Source organism: Mesomycoplasma lagogenitalium (assembly GCF_029854295.1).
Lineage (GTDB): Bacteria > Bacillota_I > Bacilli_A > Mycoplasmatales > Metamycoplasmataceae > Mesomycoplasma_A > Mesomycoplasma_A lagogenitalium.
Genome location: NZ_CP122979.1, coordinates 284,075 through 302,983 on the forward strand (window position 1 = coordinate 284,075; position 18,909 = coordinate 302,983).

At 25.9% G+C, this 18,909-nt stretch carries 17 protein-coding genes and 3 tRNA genes; 19 read left to right on the forward strand and 1 reads right to left on the reverse strand.

Annotated features, from left to right (window positions below; all coding sequences use genetic code 4):
* Positions 1–44: 44 nt before the first annotated feature.
* The 11 genes from QEG99_RS01285 to QEG99_RS01335 all read left to right on the forward strand — a co-directional run bounded on the left by QEG99_RS01285 (position 45) and on the right by QEG99_RS01335 (position 12,194).
* The gene (locus QEG99_RS01285; RefSeq protein WP_280102203.1) at positions 45–1,256 is read left to right on the forward strand and encodes a YbhB/YbcL family Raf kinase inhibitor-like protein; all 1,212 of its coding nucleotides are present in this window, start codon (positions 45–47) and stop codon (positions 1,254–1,256) included.
* Complete coding sequence (locus tag QEG99_RS01290; protein WP_280102204.1) at positions 1,256–1,624, forward strand: YigZ family protein; 369 nt, start codon at positions 1,256–1,258, stop codon at positions 1,622–1,624. The genes QEG99_RS01285 and QEG99_RS01290 overlap by 1 nt, the downstream gene beginning before the upstream one ends.
* A gap of 175 nt (positions 1,625–1,799) precedes the next feature.
* Positions 1,800–3,878 (forward strand): PTS fructose transporter subunit IIABC, encoded by a 2,079-nt coding sequence (locus QEG99_RS01295; protein ID WP_280102205.1) that lies wholly within the window; start codon positions 1,800–1,802, stop codon positions 3,876–3,878.
* Position 3,879: 1 nt separating this feature from the next.
* The gene (locus tag QEG99_RS01300) at positions 3,880–4,788 is read left to right on the forward strand and encodes a 1-phosphofructokinase (protein ID WP_280102206.1); all 909 of its coding nucleotides are present in this window, start codon (positions 3,880–3,882) and stop codon (positions 4,786–4,788) included.
* Positions 4,789–4,932: 144 nt separating this feature from the next.
* Positions 4,933–5,730, forward strand: a complete 798-nt coding sequence (locus QEG99_RS01305; protein WP_280102207.1) for an energy-coupling factor transporter ATPase — start codon at positions 4,933–4,935, stop codon at positions 5,728–5,730.
* Entirely contained in the window at positions 5,721–6,623 is a 903-nt protein-coding gene (locus QEG99_RS01310) for an ATP-binding cassette domain-containing protein (protein WP_280102208.1), read from the forward strand. Before QEG99_RS01305 ends, QEG99_RS01310 begins: the two co-directional genes overlap by 10 nt.
* Positions 6,623–7,567, forward strand: coding sequence for an energy-coupling factor transporter transmembrane component T family protein (locus tag QEG99_RS01315; protein WP_280102209.1), 945 nt, complete (start codon positions 6,623–6,625; stop codon positions 7,565–7,567). Before QEG99_RS01310 ends, QEG99_RS01315 begins: the two co-directional genes overlap by 1 nt.
* Before the next feature lie 7 nt (positions 7,568–7,574).
* Positions 7,575–9,719 (forward strand): NAD-dependent DNA ligase LigA, encoded by a 2,145-nt coding sequence (gene ligA / locus QEG99_RS01320; protein ID WP_280102210.1) that lies wholly within the window; start codon positions 7,575–7,577, stop codon positions 9,717–9,719.
* A gap of 48 nt (positions 9,720–9,767) precedes the next feature.
* A tRNA-Tyr gene (locus QEG99_RS01325) sits at positions 9,768–9,851 on the forward strand.
* Positions 9,852–9,854: 3 nt separating this feature from the next.
* A tRNA-Gln gene (locus tag QEG99_RS01330) sits at positions 9,855–9,929 on the forward strand.
* A gap of 141 nt (positions 9,930–10,070) precedes the next feature.
* Positions 10,071–12,194 carry an ATP-dependent Clp protease ATP-binding subunit gene (locus tag QEG99_RS01335; protein WP_280102211.1) on the forward strand — a complete coding sequence of 708 codons (2,124 nt, stop codon included), beginning with the start codon at positions 10,071–10,073 and terminating at the stop codon, positions 12,192–12,194.
* Between the two features lie 4 nt (positions 12,195–12,198).
* Here QEG99_RS01335 and QEG99_RS01340 read toward each other — a convergent pair.
* A tRNA-Trp gene (locus QEG99_RS01340) sits at positions 12,199–12,273 on the reverse strand.
* A gap of 203 nt (positions 12,274–12,476) precedes the next feature.
* Here QEG99_RS01340 and rpsP point away from each other — a divergent pair.
* From rpsP to QEG99_RS01380, 8 genes are all read left to right on the forward strand, one after another.
* The gene (rpsP, locus tag QEG99_RS01345) at positions 12,477–12,737 is read left to right on the forward strand and encodes a 30S ribosomal protein S16 (RefSeq protein ID WP_280102212.1); all 261 of its coding nucleotides are present in this window, start codon (positions 12,477–12,479) and stop codon (positions 12,735–12,737) included.
* Positions 12,737–13,411 (forward strand): tRNA (guanosine(37)-N1)-methyltransferase TrmD, encoded by a 675-nt coding sequence (gene trmD, locus QEG99_RS01350; RefSeq protein ID WP_280102213.1) that lies wholly within the window; start codon positions 12,737–12,739, stop codon positions 13,409–13,411. The genes rpsP and trmD overlap by 1 nt, the downstream gene beginning before the upstream one ends.
* The gene (gene rplS / locus QEG99_RS01355) at positions 13,401–13,757 is read left to right on the forward strand and encodes a 50S ribosomal protein L19 (RefSeq protein ID WP_280102214.1); all 357 of its coding nucleotides are present in this window, start codon (positions 13,401–13,403) and stop codon (positions 13,755–13,757) included. Before trmD ends, rplS begins: the two co-directional genes overlap by 11 nt.
* 64 nt (positions 13,758–13,821) lie before the next feature.
* Entirely contained in the window at positions 13,822–14,574 is a 753-nt protein-coding gene (locus tag QEG99_RS01360) for a hypothetical protein (protein WP_280102215.1), read from the forward strand.
* A complete protein-coding gene (locus tag QEG99_RS01365; RefSeq protein WP_280102216.1) occupies positions 14,525–15,640 on the forward strand; it encodes a M42 family metallopeptidase in 1,116 nt (371 codons plus the stop codon). The genes QEG99_RS01360 and QEG99_RS01365 overlap by 50 nt, the downstream gene beginning before the upstream one ends.
* 8 nt (positions 15,641–15,648) lie before the next feature.
* Positions 15,649–16,737: a M42 family metallopeptidase gene (locus QEG99_RS01370; RefSeq protein WP_280102217.1), complete on the forward strand. Its 1,089-nt coding sequence runs from the start codon at positions 15,649–15,651 to the stop codon at positions 16,735–16,737.
* Between the two features lie 403 nt (positions 16,738–17,140).
* A complete protein-coding gene (locus QEG99_RS01375) occupies positions 17,141–18,136 on the forward strand; it encodes a nicotinate phosphoribosyltransferase (RefSeq protein WP_280102218.1) in 996 nt (331 codons plus the stop codon).
* A gap of 1 nt (position 18,137) precedes the next feature.
* Positions 18,138–18,908 (forward strand): tRNA1(Val) (adenine(37)-N6)-methyltransferase, encoded by a 771-nt coding sequence (locus QEG99_RS01380; protein ID WP_280102219.1) that lies wholly within the window; start codon positions 18,138–18,140, stop codon positions 18,906–18,908.
* Position 18,909: the final 1 nt, after the last annotated feature.

Below are 18,909 nucleotides of genomic sequence, written 5' to 3' on the forward strand. Positions count from 1 at the left end.
AAAACCTTGTCTTGCAAGGTTTTTTTATTTGGTAAAATTATAAAATGAAAATAAAAATAAAAGCTGTAAAAAATGGAGTATTAGATACTCAATATGGAAATGGAAATTATGAAAATAATTCAGTTAGTTTTCCAATTAAATGAGAAAAAGTAAAAAATGCTAAATCATATGCCATAACTCTTGTAGATAAAGAAGCAACTAAAGCATTTGGAGTGCCATTTATTCACTGAATAATTGCTGATTTGAAAAAAAATAAATTAGATTGAGATTTTTCTTTTAGAGAAAAAGATAATATTTTGCAATTTGAAAATTCAATGACTCATTTTGCGAAAAATCACATATTAGATCGTGTTCATAAAAATGCTTTACCAGGAGTTTTTATCGGACCTTTTCCAATTGAAAGCGATCATAATTATGAACTTCGTGTTTTAGCATTAAATGTTGAATCAATTTTACCTAAAAATTTTAATAAAACATCTAAACCTTTATTTTTTGATGATTTCCAAAATTTAATTCATAATAAAGTTATCGATCAAGGAATTTACACCTTTTTATATCGAACAAAATTTAAAGTAGAAAATGGACAAATTGTACCCAATAATAAAAGTGTTGAACAATTAAATGCTCCATTAGATAAAAATCAAGAGTTTTTTTATAAAAATAATATTTTTGAAAAAATTAATGTAAGATCTAGTGGAATTTATCAAGAAAACGGCATTAATTATTTAAATCAAGAATATGTTGGAAAACTTGAGAACAATTTTTTTGTTGCTAAATCGATGCCATTAGAATTTACAAGTATAAAACAAGCAAAAAGTTATGTAGTAGCATTATTAGGAAATGCCGAAGTAAAAACATTTGCAACGCCAACTGTTTTTTGAGTAAAAACCGATATTGAACCAACTTTACAAGAAACCATTATTATAAATTCAAAAGAAATAAATGAACAGTTTTATTCAAATAATAAAAAATTTCATTTTATTAATACATTTGGCTCTCATTTTGCTCCTAAAATCGCAAATATGTTTAATATGAGTAATGAAGTTTTTAGATTTATTAGTAATGATTATGGATTAATTAAATTACCAAACATTAGTGAGCCAACTGGAGTTTATACATTAACAGTTTATGCACTAGATCAAAAAATTCAATTTAATGAGCGTCAAGATTTTGATGTTATTACTCTAGGAGATGTTTTAAACAAAATGAAAAATCATGTAATAGCAGAGGGAAATTTACTTTTTAAAATTAAATAATGGATAATTTGCTAGAAGTTAAAAAATCAAAATTTTATTGCTATTACTATAAAGTTTTTTCAAAAGAAGAAGTTAAAAAAATAATTTCAAATTTATGATTAGAAAATAAAAAAGCAAAACATATTTGTTATGCTTTTATAGTTAAAGAAAACGATATTATCCACTATGGAATGACAGATGATAAAGAACCGCGAGGAACAGCGGGCAAACCATTATTAAACTTATTACAAACTAAAAATGAAATTAACAGTTTGATAGTGGTGGTTCGATATTATGGAGGCATAAAATTAGGAGCTTCCACCCTTTTAAGAACATATGTTAATTGTGCTAATTTAATTTATAAAAACAATTTAAATAAACTTAATTAGTTATAAAATTGAACCATTTTTACAGTGGTTTTTTTTATTTACAAATTATTAAATAAAAAAATAATTTTTAAAATATTAACAATCTATTTAATATTCATATTTACTATTTCTTTTTTTATCTCTTTTATATTAAAAAAAATATATTAAAATTTATCTATAAAACAGAAAGGAAAAAATGGATATTAAAAGTTTATTTAAAAATAAAAATCTAATTTATCTAGATAAAAAATTCAATTCTAAAGAACAATTATTAGATTTTTTTGCTAGTGAATTAGTTGATAAAGGTTTTAGTAGTGATAAACAAACAGTTTATAATGCGTTTTTAGCTAGAGAAAATCAAGATTCAACTGGTATTGGTGATAAAGTTGCTATACCACACATGAGTGATGATGTGATTAAAAATAGCACACTATTATTTGCTAGAGTAGCGGATTTAAATTGAAATTCTATTGATAATCAACCAGTAAATTTTGTTTTTGCAATTGCTTTTTCAAAAAGCGAAAGAGAAAATTCACATTTACAAACAATGGCAAATTTATCAAAATTATTAATTAACAGTGAATTTGTTAAGCAATTAAATCAAGTAAAAACTAGTGATGAGTTTTTAGAGTTAATTAGTAAATTTCAATCCACATTAAAACCTGAAAAAAATAATGATTTTAATCAAGTTTATGATGTTGTTGCTGTTACATCTTGTCCAACAGGAATTGCTCACACTTATTTAGCGGAGCAAAAATTATTAGAACAAGCACAAAAAATGAATGTTAAAATTAAGGTAGAAACCCAAGGTGCTGATGGTACTAAAAATGCTTTAACCGAAGCTGAAATAAAAAATGCTAAAGGAGTTATTATTGCGGTTGATAGAGAAATTGAAAGATCAAAATTCGCTTTATCAGATAATGTAATTGAAATTTCTACTAAAAAAGCAATTCATAATCCACAAGAGCAAATTCAAAAAATTTTAGACAAAAAAGGAACTAAATTAAATGTTTCAAAATCCAAAAATAATCTCAATGAAGAGGAACAATCAATTTCATTTAATGGATTTGGAAAAAGAATGTATCGCTCATTAATGACTGGAATTTCATTTATGTTGCCATTTATTGTTTTTGGTGGAATAATGATTGCTTTAGCTTTCATTTTTGATATTATAATTGAAAGTGCATCAGGAACCGATGTACAATCAGCAAAATTTTTACAAAGTTTTGGAAGCAATAGTTATGTTGCTAATATAATTAAAAGTATTGGTGATCAAGCAATGGGATTAGCTGTGCCAATTTTAGCTGCTTATATCACTTTTGCAATAGTAGGAAGACAAGGATTATTACCTGGATTTGTTGTTGGAGCGATTGCGAGCGGAAAATTATCAAATTCATACCAATTTTTAAGCCCGGCAATTAGTAATGCTAATGGAAGTTTTGATGCTAGTGGCTTTTTATCAACGGGATCAGGATTTGTAGGAGCAATTGGTGGTGGTTTTTTTGCTGCCTTTATGATTATTATTTTTTCAAAATATGTTTTTGGAAATTTACCAAAAACAATGCAAGGAATAAAAAATATTTTATTTATTCCGTTAATTGCAACATTAACAATTGCAATTATTTTCTGAGCAGTAAATATAATTTTAATTTTTATTAATTTAGGATTAGTATTATTTTTATCATTAATGCAAGATAATCCGTATTTAGCATGATTATTAGGAATAATTTTAGGATTAATGATGGGATTCGATTTAGGAGGTCCAGTTAATAAAGCTGCCTATATTTTCGGAACACTTACATTAGCTCAAAGTCCAATTCATTCATCGGTTTCTATGGCTGCAGTAATGGCAGCTGGAATGGTTCCTCCATTAGGAATATCATTATCAATGTTCATTAACAAAAAACTATGAACAAAAGAAGAAATCGAAGCAGGAAAAATTTCAAACATTATTTTTGGATTATCATTTATTAGTGAAGGAGCAATTCCTTATACATCCAAAAAACCAAAAATTTTAATTCCAGCTAATATGGTAGGTGCAGCTGTGGCGGGATTAATTTCAGCAGTTTTAGGTGTTACAATCGCAGCGCCACATGGAGGAATTTTTGTTGCATTTTTATTAAAAACAAATTTAGTAGCTAACTTTGGTGCTTCAATTGCAGTGGGAATCATAATTTGATTAGCGGCAATTTTAATTGGTGCTTTAACTCAAGCAGCACTAATTTATGTACTAACAAAAATATTTGCTAAAAAAGCAGTAAAAACAAATAAATAAAATGATTTATACATTGACTTTATCACCTTCAATTGATCTTTTGATTGAAGATGGACAATTTGAATTAAATCAAGTCAATCGGTACCAAAATTCAACACTTTTACCAGGAGGAAAGGGAATTAATGCTTCAATAATTTTAAATCGCCATAATTTTCAAACTAAAGCAATTACGTTTTTTGATAAAAATACTTTATATACTTTTTCTTCTTTTTTTAATAAAGAAAATTTAAATTTAATTAACATTGAAACGGAAAAAAGTACAAGAATTAATATAAAGTTTTATGGTGATAATACAAATTTTGAATTAAATGGTGCAAGAACAATAATTGATAAAAAATTAAAAGAAAAATTATTTAGTGAATTAAATAAAATTACTAGTGATGATTTATTATTAATTATGGGTACTTCTGATGAAAATTTAATTATTGAAATTTTAGATTTATTAAAGCAAAAGCAAATTAAATTTGTTTTAGACATAGATTCACCAAATTTAAAAACATTTTTAAACTATAAACCATTATTAATAAAACCAAATAAAGATGAATTGGAAAGAAATTTTAATCTTACTATTAAAAATGAAAATGATTTAATTGAAAGTCTTTATTTTATTCAAAATTTAGGTTCTGAAAATGTTATTATTTCACTTGATAAAAATGGTGCATATTTATTAACTGATAAAAATGAAATTTATAAAGCAGTTATTAAACCAATTAAAGTAGTTTCAGCAACTGGTGCAGGTGATACAATGATTTCTATTTTTAGCGCTAATTACTTTCTAAACCAAGATGCAGTAAGTGCCTTTAAATTAGCTAATTCAGCTGCAATTGGAACTGTTTTTTCAAAGTGGTTAGGAACAGAAAAATTAACTAATGATTTTCTTTCAAATGTTGAAATTATTAAAATAAAATAAATTATAATTAAAATCAATAGATCGTCTAGAATTTATAGATGATCTATTTTATTTTTATTTTATTTTAATAACAATTTTACAATTACTATTTTTAATTTTTAGTTATTTGAAAGTTTTTAATTATTTTTTTGTATAATTTTTTTTATGATTAAAGTTAAAAATGTTACCTTTGCTTATAATGAAGGGGGAAAACTTGCATTAAATGACATTAATGTAAGTTTTGAAAAAGGAAAATATATTGCTATTTTAGGTCATAATGGCTCAGGAAAATCAACCTTGTCAAAAATTTTAACAGGAATTATTAAACCAACATCAGGAGAAGTTTGAATTAAAGATATTTTATTATCAAAAAAAACTTTAAACGAGGCAAGAAAAAATATTGGTATTATTTTTCAAAATCCTGACAATCAATTTGTTGGGGCGACGGTTGAAGATGATATTGCTTTTGGCTTAGAAAATAAAAGAATGTCACCTGAAAAAATGAGAGAAATTATTTATGATTTAGCTAAAAAAGTAGATATGTTTGAACATTTAGAAAGAGAGCCACAAAATTTATCAGGAGGACAAAAGCAAAGAGTTGCTATTGCCTCTATTTTAGCACTCGATCCTTCAATCATTATTTTTGATGAAGTTACATCAATGCTTGATCCAAAAGGTAAAAGTGATGTTTTAACTTTAATTCGCGATATTCAACAAACTAGAGAAAAAACACTTATTTCTATAACTCACGATATGGATGAAGCAATATTAGCTGATGAATTATTAGTTTTATCGAACGGAAAAGTTATTGCCCAAGGATCGCCTCAAGAAATTTTAAAAAACAAAGAAATTATTGAAAAAGCAAAAATTGATTCTCCTTTTATTTATAAATTATCAAGTAAATTAAAAGGGATTAGTCCAACATATGATGCAAATGAATTATTGGAGCAAATATGCAAATAAAAGTTAATAATATTGTTAAAATTTACGATAAAGATTTACCATCAAAATTTAATGCTATTGACGGTGTTTCAGCACAAATAAATCAAGGAGAATTTATTTCAATAATTGGACAAACTGGTAGTGGTAAAACTACATTTATCGAGCATATGAACGGTTTAATATTTCCTGATGCCGGTGAAATTGAATTTGTTTTTACAGATGTAGATAAAAAAACAAATCAGGATTTTCAAAGAAAAATCGTTATTAGTAAAAAAAGATTTTTCAAAAGAAAAGTTAAGGGCTTAAAATCAATTAGAAAAAGGGTGGGTGTTGTTTTTCAATTTGCTGAATATCAATTATTTGAGCAAACAATTGAAAAAGATATTATTTTTGGTGCCATATCTATGGGAATACCAAAAAAACAAGCAATAGAAGATGCTAAAGAAATCATTGAACTAGTTGGTTTAGATCAAAGTTTTTTACAACGTTCTCCTTTTGATTTATCTGGAGGCCAAAAAAGAAGAGTAGCAATCGCAGGAATTTTAGCGATGAAACCTGATGTTATTTTCTTTGATGAACCCACAGCAGGTTTAGATCCTGCCGGAATTGAAGAAACATTAAAAATTTTTGATAAATTAAATAAATCTGGAAAAACAATTGTTATTGCTACACACGATTTAGATAATGCTTTAACATGAACAAAAAGAACAATTGTTTTTCAAAATGGTAAAATCATCAAAGATGGTGATACATATGAAATTCTTAGCGATAATGAATTTTTGAAAAACAACCGTATGCAACCTACTAAACTTCTTTCTTTTGCTAGCGAATTAGAAAGAAGAGGAATGAAAATTGGAAGAGTTACAAATATTGATGAATTAGCAGAAAAAATAAATAAAAATATGGAGGAATAATGAATATTGTTGTTGGAAAATATGTTCCTAAAAATACTTTTTTACATCGATTAGATCCAAGATTAAAGTTAATTTTTAATATTCTTTTTATTATTTTCTTTTTTGTAGTAACTCATTTATTTACACTTTCATTTTTAATTATTCCTACTTTAATCATTTTTATTTTAACTACTGAAAGACCACTTCATTTACTAAAAATGGCAAAATTACCAATTTTTATTTTCTTATTTATGTCTGTTTTATATGGTTTTTTACTGTATGACACTTCTTCTTTAAAAGAAAATGAAAATTTTATAATTAATGGTTTTAGTATTAACGATAAAAAACAGGCACATTTAGATTCTTTTAATTTTGTTGATACCGAATGATTTTCTTTTGAAATTTATTTTAAATTTAGATATACAAATTTAGTTTTTATTAGATCATTTGTTTTAGGTTTAAGAATTTATTGTATGCTTATAATTACAACTCTTTTAATTTATACAACTAAACCTATTTTATTAACTAAAGCAATTGAAGATTTAATTTCGCCATTAAAATTAATTAAAATTAATACTAGTGTAATTGCAATGATTATTTCCATTTCAATTAGATTTATTCCTACATTGTTATTAGAGGCAAATAGAATTATAAAAGCTCAAGCATCAAGAGGGGTAGATTTTAAGCATGGAAAAATCAAAGATAAAGTAAAATCGATGATAACTTTAACAATCCCTTTATTTGTTTTATCATTTTCAAGAGCAGAAGATTTAGCAAATGCAATGGAAGTCAGAGGCTATGTTCCTTACGAAAAAAGAACTAGATATCGTCGTTTATATTTAAAATGATTTGATTATTTATTTATGCTATTTTTAGTTGCATTTATTATCTTTGTAATTTTAATTGAACAAAATGTTTTTGGTCAATTGCCTCAATTTTGATTATACACAGCACAACTATTTTAGGAGTTATATGAGCAATGATGAAAAAGAAAAAATCAGAAAGCTGATTTTTGATTTAAGAAAAGAAATTGAATATCATGATTCTTTATATTTTGAAAAAGATGAACCTGAAATTAGTGATTATGAATATGATAGTAAATTCAAAGAATTAAAAAGACTAGAAGAAAAATATTTTCATTTACTTTCGCTTGAAGAAATAATGGCTTCACCAATTGAAAAAATGGCTCCTTTAAAAATGAGTCTTTTTAATAAAATAAAGCACAACACTCCAATGCTATCTTTAGATAAAGCCTATGAAATTAGTGAAATAGTAAAATTTGAAAATGATGTTTTTACTAAAGTTGGAAAAAACAATAAATTTTATGTAGAACCGAAAATTGACGGAATTTCAATGGCGCTCCATTATGAAAATGGTAATTTAGTATCAGCTTTAACTAGAGGAGATGGAAAAGAAGGAGAAGATGTTATTGAAAATATTTATAAACTAAAAGATGAAATTGTTCCTAAACAAATTAATTACAAAGAAAAAATTGAAATTCGTGGTGAAATTTATTTAGATAAAAATTCATTTTTAAAAATGAATGAACAAATTAAAAACGAATATCTTCTATATCAAGAAATTGAAAAAGAAAATCAATTAATTAAACAAGAAAACGAATTAAGAAAAAATCAAAATTTATCACTGTTAAAAAAGAAAAAAACTACAAAAATATATCGAAAAACTGAATTTTTAAATCCACGAAATGCAGCAGCAGGTATTATTAGAAGAAAAAAAGATGGTGATGACAAATTAGAAAAATTAAAAGCATTTTGATATCAAATAATCGATCCAGAAAAGCATCAGATTTTTTATGTAAGTGATTCAATTAATTTTTTAAATAAAGAAAAATTTGTGACAAATGATTTAGGTTTATTATTAAATAATAGTGCTGAAATTGAAGAACATATTAATTTAATTGAACAAAAAAGAGAACAATTAGATTATGAAATTGATGGAGTGGTAATAAAAGTTAATAGTTATGATTCTTATAATAAACTAGGAAGTACCTCTAAATTCCCTAGAGGAGCCATTGCCTATAAATTTTATGATCAAGTTGTTAAATCTAAATTAAAGGATATTGTTTATCAAGTTGGAAGAACTGGAAAAATTGCTTATGTTGCAATTTTAGAACCTGTTAATTTAAATGGTTCAATTGTTTCAAAAGCATATTTACATAATCATCAAAATATTTTAAATTTAAAAATTCGCTTAAATGAAGAGGTTTATATAAAAAAATCAGGAGAAATAATTCCCCAAGTTATTTCTTCGGTTAAAAATTTTGATTCAACAAATATAGAGATAATTAAAAAATGCCCTATATGCGAATTTGATTTATTAGATACTGACAAAGAACAATTTTGTATTAATCAAGATTGTCCAGAAATTAAAATTCAAAAAATCATTCATTTTTTCTCAAAAAATGCACTAAATGTCGAAAATCTTTCTGATAAAACTGTTAGGCAGTTTTTTGAATTTAAATTAATAAAAGACGAAATTGATGTATTTTTTTTAGAAAATCAAATTGCTAAAATAAATGAATTAAATGATAATGAAAAATTTAATAGTTTTAAAAGAACTTCGATGATAAAACTATTATCAGCAATTAATAATGCTAAAAAAATTCCCTTTTTTAGATTTATATATGCATTAGGTATTAAAAATATAGGTCTTAATTTTTCAAAAATCTTATCAAAAAAAATCAAGAGCATTGATCAATTAATTGATTTTAATTATGAACAATTAATTGAAATAGATAAATTTGGCGAAACTATGGTTCAAGAGTTAAAAAATTACGTTGCTAATCCAAGAAATATTGAATTTTTAAATAGGTTAAAAACAATTAATTTTGAGTTTTTAGATAATGAAAACGAATATGAATCAAATATTTTAGAAAATAAAAGTTTTGTAATAACAGGAACATTATCTAATCCGAGAGAATATTATAAAGATATAATCGAAAAAAATCAAGGTAAATTTTCTAATGCTATTAGTTCCAAAGTTGATTATTTAATAGTTGGAGAAAATGTTGGAACTAATAAATTAGAAAAAGCAAAAAAATTTAATATTAAAACTATAACTGAAAGTGAATTTTTAGATTTATTAAAAAAAGTATAAAATTTATTTGTTTTTTAGAAAATATATAGTATAATTTTTATGCTTTATGGGGGGGTAGCGAAGCGGCCAAACGCGGGTGGCTGTAACCCACTTTCTAACGATTCGGGGGTTCGAATCCCTCCCCCCCCACCATATTGCCCCATGGCCAAGCGGTAAGGCAGCGGTTTTTGGTGCCGCGATGCGTTAGTTCGAATCTAACTGGGGCAGCCATTTCATATTTATATGACCAAGACACCTTTAGGTGTCTTTTTTTATAATAAAACATAAATGATAAAAATTTGGCACTTTATTATTGAGAGTGCCAAATTTTGTGCTATAATTATTTTATAAATATAAATTTTGGAGGTATATATGAATTTTACAGAACAAGAAAATAATAAAAATCCATTAGAACAATTTGGAAAAAATTTAACCGAATTAGCTAAATCTAATAAATTGGATCCAGTAATTAATCGTGATGATGAAATACGGAGAATAATAACTATTTTATCTAGAAAAACTAAAAATAATCCCGTTTTAGTTGGTGAGCCTGGAGTTGGTAAAACAGCAATAATTGAAGGATTAGCTAGAAAGATAATTGAAGGACAAGTTCCAGAGGATTTAAAAAATAAAGAAATTTGAGAAATAGATTTATCATCGATTGTTGCAGGTGCTAGTTATCATGGACAATTTGAAGATCGCTTGAAAAAGATTTTAAAGAAAATAGAAGAATCAAATGGTAATATTATTGTTTTTATCGATGAAATACATTTATTAATTGGCGCTGGAAAAACTTCCGATGCTCCAATGGATGCGGCAAATATTATTAAACCAATGATGGCAAGAGGGCAAATAAAATTAATTGGTGCAACTACTTTAGAAGAATATAAATTATATATAGAAAAAGATGCGGCTTTAGAAAGAAGAATGCAAAAAATAGATGTTAATGAACCTAATATTGAAGATTCTATTACAATTTTAAGAGGAATTAAAGATCGTCTAGAAACTTTTCATAATGTTAAAATTGAAGATGATGCACTTATTTCTGCAGTTAAATTATCTTCAAGATACATAACAGATAGATTTTTACCTGACAAGGCAATTGATTTGATTGATGAAGCAAGTGCTAACATTAAGGTAGAGATGAATTATCAACCTGAAATTATTGGAAAGTTAAAGCAAGAATTTGCAAAACTTGAAATGGAAAAATTTTCATTAGCTAAAGATAAAAAGCCAGAAAATAAAGAAAAAATAGATAAATTAAATGAACAAATTGCTAAAACAAAGCAAGAAATTAATAAATATAAAGAACTTTTTGAGCAAGAAAAAAATAATATTTCTTTACATTCAAAATATAAAAATGATTTAGATAATTTAAATAATAAATTTAAAATTTATCAAAGTGAAGGTAAATTTAAAGAGGCATCGGAAATTTTATATAATCAAATTCCTATGTTAGAAACAAAAATTAAAGAAATTGAAAAACAAGAAAAAGCAAGTTTATTTTTAAAAGATACCGTTTCTGAAGAAGACATTGCAAAAATTGTTGCAAAGTGAACTAAAATACCAGTCGATAAATTGATTGAAAAAGAAAAAAATAAAATTCTTGATTTAGCTAAAAATTTAAAATCAAGAATTAAAGGACAAGATAATGCAATTGATTTAGTTTATAAATCTATTTTAAGATCTAAGGCGAATATAAACGATCCTAATAAACCTATTGGTTCTTTTATATTTGCTGGTTCAACTGGAGTTGGAAAAACTGAATTAGCAAGAGCGGTTGCTTACTATTTATTTGATTCTGAAAAGCAAATAATTAGATTAGATATGTCCGAATATATGGAAAAACATTCGGTATCTAAATTAATCGGTTCGCCTCCTGGATACATTGGATACGAACAAGGTGGACAATTAACAGAAAAAGTTAGACAAAATCCATATTCAATTATACTTTTTGACGAAATTGAAAAAGCTCATTATGATGTTGTAAACATTTTATTACAAATTTTAGATAATGGTTTTTTAACCGATTCAAAAGGAAGAAAAATTAATTTTAGAAATACTATAATTATTATGACAACTAACATAGGTTCAAAAGATATTTTAGAAAATCCTAATATTAATCAGGAAGAAATAAAAGAAAAATTATTGGAATTTTTTAAACCAGAATTTATAAATCGAGTTGACGAAATCATTAAATTCGAACCATTAAATGATCAAATTTTGGCAAAAATAACTGAATTAGAACTAAATAAATTAGCAGAAAGATTAAAAAATTCACTAAATATTAATTTAACATTTGAATCTGATGTAATTGAATATGTAGTTAAAAATACTGATTCAATTAATTATGGAGCCAGACCTATTAAACATTTTATAAAAAGAAATATCGAAACATATTTAGCAAATGAAATTGTTAGTCAAACTATTAATAAAAATGATAATATTAGTGTTTTTATTGAAAAAAATCAAGTTAAACACTCAAAAAAGGCATAAAAAATGGCAGAGGTGACAGGACTCGAACCCATAACACACGGGGTTGAAGCCCGTTGTTCTACCATTGAACTACACCTCTACAGTAAGATTATTTTACCATAAAATTATTTTAATTTAAAATAAAAAATTATATCCAGATTAAATCAATATAAAATCTGGATTTTTTTATTTAAAGTGTAAAGTATTTTTGCTTGACATTTAGATTTTTTTTGGTAAAATTTATTCATTCTTAATTAAATTTTTAAGAATTGATATTAATAATTAATGATACGAAAGGAAAAAATGGTTAAAATAAGATTAAAACGTTTAGGAAGCAAATTTAATCCTGTTTATAAAGTGGTTGCTGCTGATGCAAGAGCACCTAGAGATGGAAGATTTATCGAAGTTTTAGGACATTATAACCCACGTTCTAAAGAATTAAAATTAGAAAAAGAGTTAGTTTTAAAATGACTAAATATCGGTGCTAAACCAACTGATACAGTTAGAAACTTATTAAAAAAAGAAGCAATTATTAAAGAATTTGCTAGTTCAAAAAATAATTAATGAAAATAAATTTTTTAACTCTGTTTCCAAATTATTTTGATAGTTTTAAAAATGAATCAATAATTGGTAAAGCAATAGAAAAAGGATTGATTGAAATAAACATTGTTGATATTAGAGACTTTAGTCAAAATAAACATAAAAAAGTCGATGATCAAATCTATGGCGGTGGTAAAGGAATGCTTTTACAAATAGAGCCGATTGATTTAGCGTTGCAAACGGTTTCTGGAAAAAAAATTATAGTAAGCCCTCAAGGTAAAGTGTTTAATCAAAAACTTGCTAGAGAACTTTCTAAGGAAAAAGAAATAACTTTAATTGCCGGAAGGTATGAAGGATTTGATGAAAGAATTATCGATTATTTAATTGATGAAGAAATTTCAATTGGTGATTATGTTTTAACGGGTGGAGAACTACCTGCTATGGTTATTGCTGATGCAATTATTAGATTAGTAGATGGAGTAATAAAAGAAGAATCGCATACAAATGAATCTTTTGAAAATAATTTATTAGACTATCCACAATACACAAGACCAAGAGAATATAAAGGGATGAAAGTTCCTGAAGTACTTTTTAGTGGTCATCATAAAAATATTGAAAATTGGAAAAAAGAAAAACAAATTGAAAAAACTTTAAAAAATAGACCAGATATTATAGAAAGGATTAAAGATGCAAAATAAATTAATGACTATTGTTGAAGGTTCGCAAATTAGAAAAGATTTGCCTGCATTTAGACAAGGTGATAATGTTAAAGTACATGTTAGAATTAAAGAAGGTAATAAAGAAAGAATTCAGATTTTTGAAGGATTAGTTATTGCAAGAAAAAATTCAGGAACTAGAGAAACTTTTACAGTTAGAAAAATGTCTTATGGATTTGGTGTTGAAAGAACTTTTCCAGTTAATTCACCAACAATCTCTTCTATCGAAGTAGTGCGTTCTAATAAAGTTAGAAGAGCAAAACTTTACTTTATGAGAGAAAGAAAAGGAAAATCTGCAAGACTTAAAGAAATTAGAAGAAAAAAATAACATATTAAAATTTAGATATTTTTTAATATCTATTTTTTATTTTACATAAAAAACAAAGGTAAGAATGGCGGCAATAAAAAAAATTAGTAAGAAATTAAATTATTACGAAAAAATTGAAAAGAAAATTGAGCAATTATTTTTACAATGTAAAGAAGATGAGATTAAAATAATTGTTAATGATGAATTGAATTCACCTTGAATTCCAGAAAAATATGAAAAAAAATTTAAAGCCGTACTCGAATATATCGATTACTATCAAAACTCTTATAAATATTTTTCAAAATTTTCAGGTAGAAAAAACTGAAAATTTAAAATTGATTTAGATTTGGAAACCATTGTTGATTTATTAATTGAAAAAAATTTCATTTTAAATGAAATAGGTTTAACAGCGCTTGAAATCATTAAATGAAATAAAGAAAATGTTAAAGAAGTACAATCGGTTTTTGATAATGAACAAATTCCCTTAAGTTTTAAAAAATATTTTTTTATGTTACTAATAGAAAATGAAGTTAATAGTATTTTTTCAATTGAAAATGGTAAATATATGTTAAATCCAAAATATCACATCAGCGAAGCACTTGAAGATGAATTGCGCCTATCGAAAAAATTTATAATAGACAAATTTTATAACAACCCAGAAAGAGCTGATATTGTAATTGAAAAATTGGAAAAATGATTTTTAGATCGTATATTTGAAGTTATTGATCCAGATGAACTTTGGGATAATATGGAAACTTTAATAAAAAGAGAAAAAGCGAGAATTTATTATGAAGAGAGAAAATGAAGAGAAAAATCAAAAAAACTCATTAAAAAATAAGGTATTTTTAAAACTTAAAGAGTATATGGAAATTGAGGGAGTATCAAGAAATGAAAGCGATGTTGCTAAAGCAATTATCAAAAATACTCAAAGTGAAAATCTAAATTATAGTTATGATAATTTTGGTTCATTAATTATAAGCAAAAAAGAGCATAATCAAGGTCCAAAAATTATGATAACTGCTCATATGGATGAAATAGGTTATGCTGTTTTAGATATATTAGACAATGGTCAAGTAAGAGTTGTAACAGTTGGAGGAGTATGACCTAATGTCATTATTGGAACTAAAGCAAAAATAAAAACCTCTTTAGGAAAAGAGATATACGGAGTTTTTGGTCATACTTCTATTCACATTTTAGAAAGAGAGAAAATAACTAAAGCGGTAAGTGAAAAAGATTTATTTGTTGATTTTGGTTTTAGTAATAAAAAAGAAGCGGAAGAAGTTGGTATTAAACCGGGAGATATTATTTATATTCATGGTGAAACATTTAAATTATTTAATCCAGATTTAGTAGTGGGAAAAGCGATGGATAATCGAGCGGGAGTAACTGTTTTAGATTTTATAGTAAATAATATTAAAGATTTACAACTTCCTAATCAACCTTATTTTGTCGCAACGGTACAAGAAGAAGTGGGGACTAGAGGAGCAAAAACCTCCGTTTCGCTAGTAAATCCTGACATTGCAATCGCTATTGATACAACTTCATCTCACGATACTTACAAAGCGATTGAGGGGGTACAAAAATTAGGTTTAGGAGTCGCCCTTAGAGTTCAAGATGGCGGAACAATGATGGATCCTAAATTAGTTAAATTTATTTATAATTTAGCAAAAGAAAAAAATATTTCAGTTTATAAATTCGTTGCTCAAGGAGGAGGAACTGATGCTGCTGAATTACAATATGCAAAAGGCGGGGCGGCTACCATAACTATTTCTATTCCTCAAAGATACTTACACTCACCACTAGGCGTTTGTGATTTAAATGATTTAATTGCTGTAATTGATTTATTAACTGAATTTTTAAAAGTAATGGATAGTGAAAAGTATTTAGAAATACAATATAAATAAGGAGAAAAATGCAAGATAATAAAAAAGAAAAATTATTTTTAAGATTAAAACAATATATGGAAATTGAAGGTGTTTCCCGTTATGAAGATGAAGTTGTTGCAGCTTTAAAAGAAAATACTAAAGATGCAAATGTAGAATATTCAAGAGATAGAATGGGTTCTTTAATAATGACTAAAAAAGATCATCATTCTGGTCCAAAAATTATGTTAGCAGCTCATATGGATGAAGTGGGATTTGCAGTTTTAGATATTTTAGACAACGGTCAAGTAAGAGTTGTAACAATAGGGGGAGTATGACCAAATGTTGTTATTGGAACTAAAGCTAAAATTATAACTTCTACTAATAAAGAGTTATACGGAATTTTTGGTCATACCTCTATTCATATTTTAGAAAGAGAAAAAAGAGAAAAATCTGTTAATATTAAAGATTTATTTGTTGATTTTGGTTTTAAAGATAAAAAAGAAGCACAATCTCAGGGAATTGAACCAGGAGATAGAATTTATATGCATGGTGAAACATTTAAATTATTTAATCCAGATTTAGTAGTGGGAAAAGCAATGGATAACCGTGCTGGAGTTACTGTTATTGATCAAATAATTAATAGACTAAAAGATGAAAAGCTACCTAATCAACCTTATTTTGTAGGAACTGTACAAGAAGAAGTGGGAACTAGAGGAGCAAAAACTTCTGTATCAATGATTGAACCAGATATTGCTTTTGCAATTGATACAGGAGCATCTCACGATACCTATGGTGCTATTACCGGGGTTCCAAAATTAGGTGCTGGAGTTGCTATTAATATGCAAGATATGGAAACTATGATGCATCCAAAATTAGTTAATGTTTTAGTTGATTTAGCTAAAAAACACAACATACCAGTTTATAAATATGTTGCTCAAGGAGGAGGAACTGATGCTGCTGAATTACAATATGCAAAAGGTGGAGCATTTACAGTTTGTCTTTCAATTCCACAAAGATATTTACACTCACCACTAGGAGTTGCATCACTTTCAGATATGGAAGCACTAATTAATTTAATGGTAGAATTTTTAAAAGTATTTGATCAAAAAATGCTTGATTCTATTAAATATCAATAATTATTTATTATTTTAAAATATTAAATATTAATAAAAAAGTTGATCGCTGTAATTGGATCAACTTTTTTTATTAAAAAAATAAAGACATCAAAGAAGTGTAGCACAACATTTTTACTATTTATAATAAAAAATGTTGTAATTTTTAAAATATAGTAATTTTTTTATTTATTAAATAATATCAACTTTTTAATAGTTTTTAGTACAATTTAATAGCAAACATTTGTTTGTAGTTTCCTGACTGGGATTATAACCCAACCGGATGTAAAAGCCATCGTACTCTTTGAGCATGATCAGGTGGAATTCCTGAGCCGACAGTAAAGTCTGAATATAGTTATTACTCAATGTTAATCTTGATTGTAGTTAAATACAGTGAAACTTAAAAATAATTAATAAAAGGAATGTTATGAATAAAAAGATAGATTATTATGCTGCTAATTATTTTTTTAAAGCAAAAGAAATAATTGAAAAGTTTAATCCTGATGCGATTGTTACATTACAATTTTTCCAAAGACAAGACAATTCAATCTTAGGCGGGATTAATGAAGCAATAAAAATATTAAAAGAAAATAGTGATACTTCAAAATACTCAATTAAATATTTACCAGAAGGAAGTTTAATAAATAGTAAAGAGGTTGTTCTAGAATTGGAAGGTAAATATAAAGAATTTGGTATTTTTGAAGGAATTATCGACGGTGTTTTAGCAAGAAGCACATCAATTGCAACAAATGCTAAAAGATGCATTGATGCAGCTAATGGTAAGGAAATAATTTTTATGGGCGATCGTTCCGATCACTATTTAAATCAAGAAAGAGACGGAATTGCTGTTGAATTAGCAGGAATTAAATCACATTCAACTAATGCGGGTTCTAGAGGTAATGAAAAAGTGGTTTTTGGTTCAATTCCTCATGCATTAATTCAAAATTTTGAAGGTGATTTAGTTAAAGTAATGAAGTATTATTATCAATTATGACCAAATGAACCTTTAATTGCACTAGTCGATTTTCACAACAATGTAATTGAAGATTCACTAAAGGTACTAAAAGAATTTAAAGATAAATTATTTGGAGTGAGAGTTGATACTTCTAAGGGTGTTATGGATAAAATGTTTGCTAGAAGCGAAAAAGAATATGGAGTTACACCGAATCAAATTAAAAGGTTGAGAAAAGCACTTGATGAAAACGGAGGTGAACATGTTAAAATAATTGTTTCATCAGGTTTTGATCCAGAAAAAATAAAGTGGTTTGAAAATGAACAAGCACCTGTTGATTCTTATGGTGTTGGTGAGTATATGTTAACCATTACAAATACATTTAGTGCGGATGCTACTAAAATTAATGGAAAATTATTAGCAAAAGAAGGAAGGGCTTATTCTTATAATCCCAAATTAATTAAATTATAAAATGTCAAGAAAAATTATTAAAAATTCATTAGGATACGATTCAAATTTATATGTTTATCAAGATAAGCAAATGTTTAACTATTCTGTTGATACTATTTTATTAGGTAATTTTATTACATTAAATCGTAAAGTTAATTATTTATTGGAAATAGGTGCTAATAACGGAGCTTTATCAATTTTTATTGCTGAAAGAGATGAAAAATTAAAAATTGATGCAATAGAAATTCAAGAAAAAGCAATTGAATTAGCAAAAATGAATGTAAGGTTGAATGAAAAAAATAATCAAATTAAATTAATTTTAAATGATTTTAATCTCTTTTATAAAGAGCATAGTAAAAATCAATTACCTAAATATGATGCAATTGTTTGCAATCCTCCTTTTTATAAAGTGGAAGCCAATATTAAAAGGAAAAATGCAAGTCAAGAATTATTAATTGCAACTCATGAAATTAAGTTAAACTTAGAACAAATTATTTCAGGTAGTGCAAAAATTATTAAACAAAAAGGATATTTAAGTTTTGTAATTCCCACAGAAAGAATGGTAGATTGTTTAACTTTATTAAGAAAATATAATTTTGAACCAAAAAGAGTTCAAATGATTTATCCTCGTGAAGATGAAAAATCAAATTTAGTTTTAATTGAATCAAGATTTGCAACTGGGTGAGGGACATTTTTTGATAAAAATATTTATTTACATTTAAATGATAAATTTAAGCACGAATATCGCGATGAAGTTAAAGAACTTTATAAACCAAAGAAAGTGAAGAGATAAT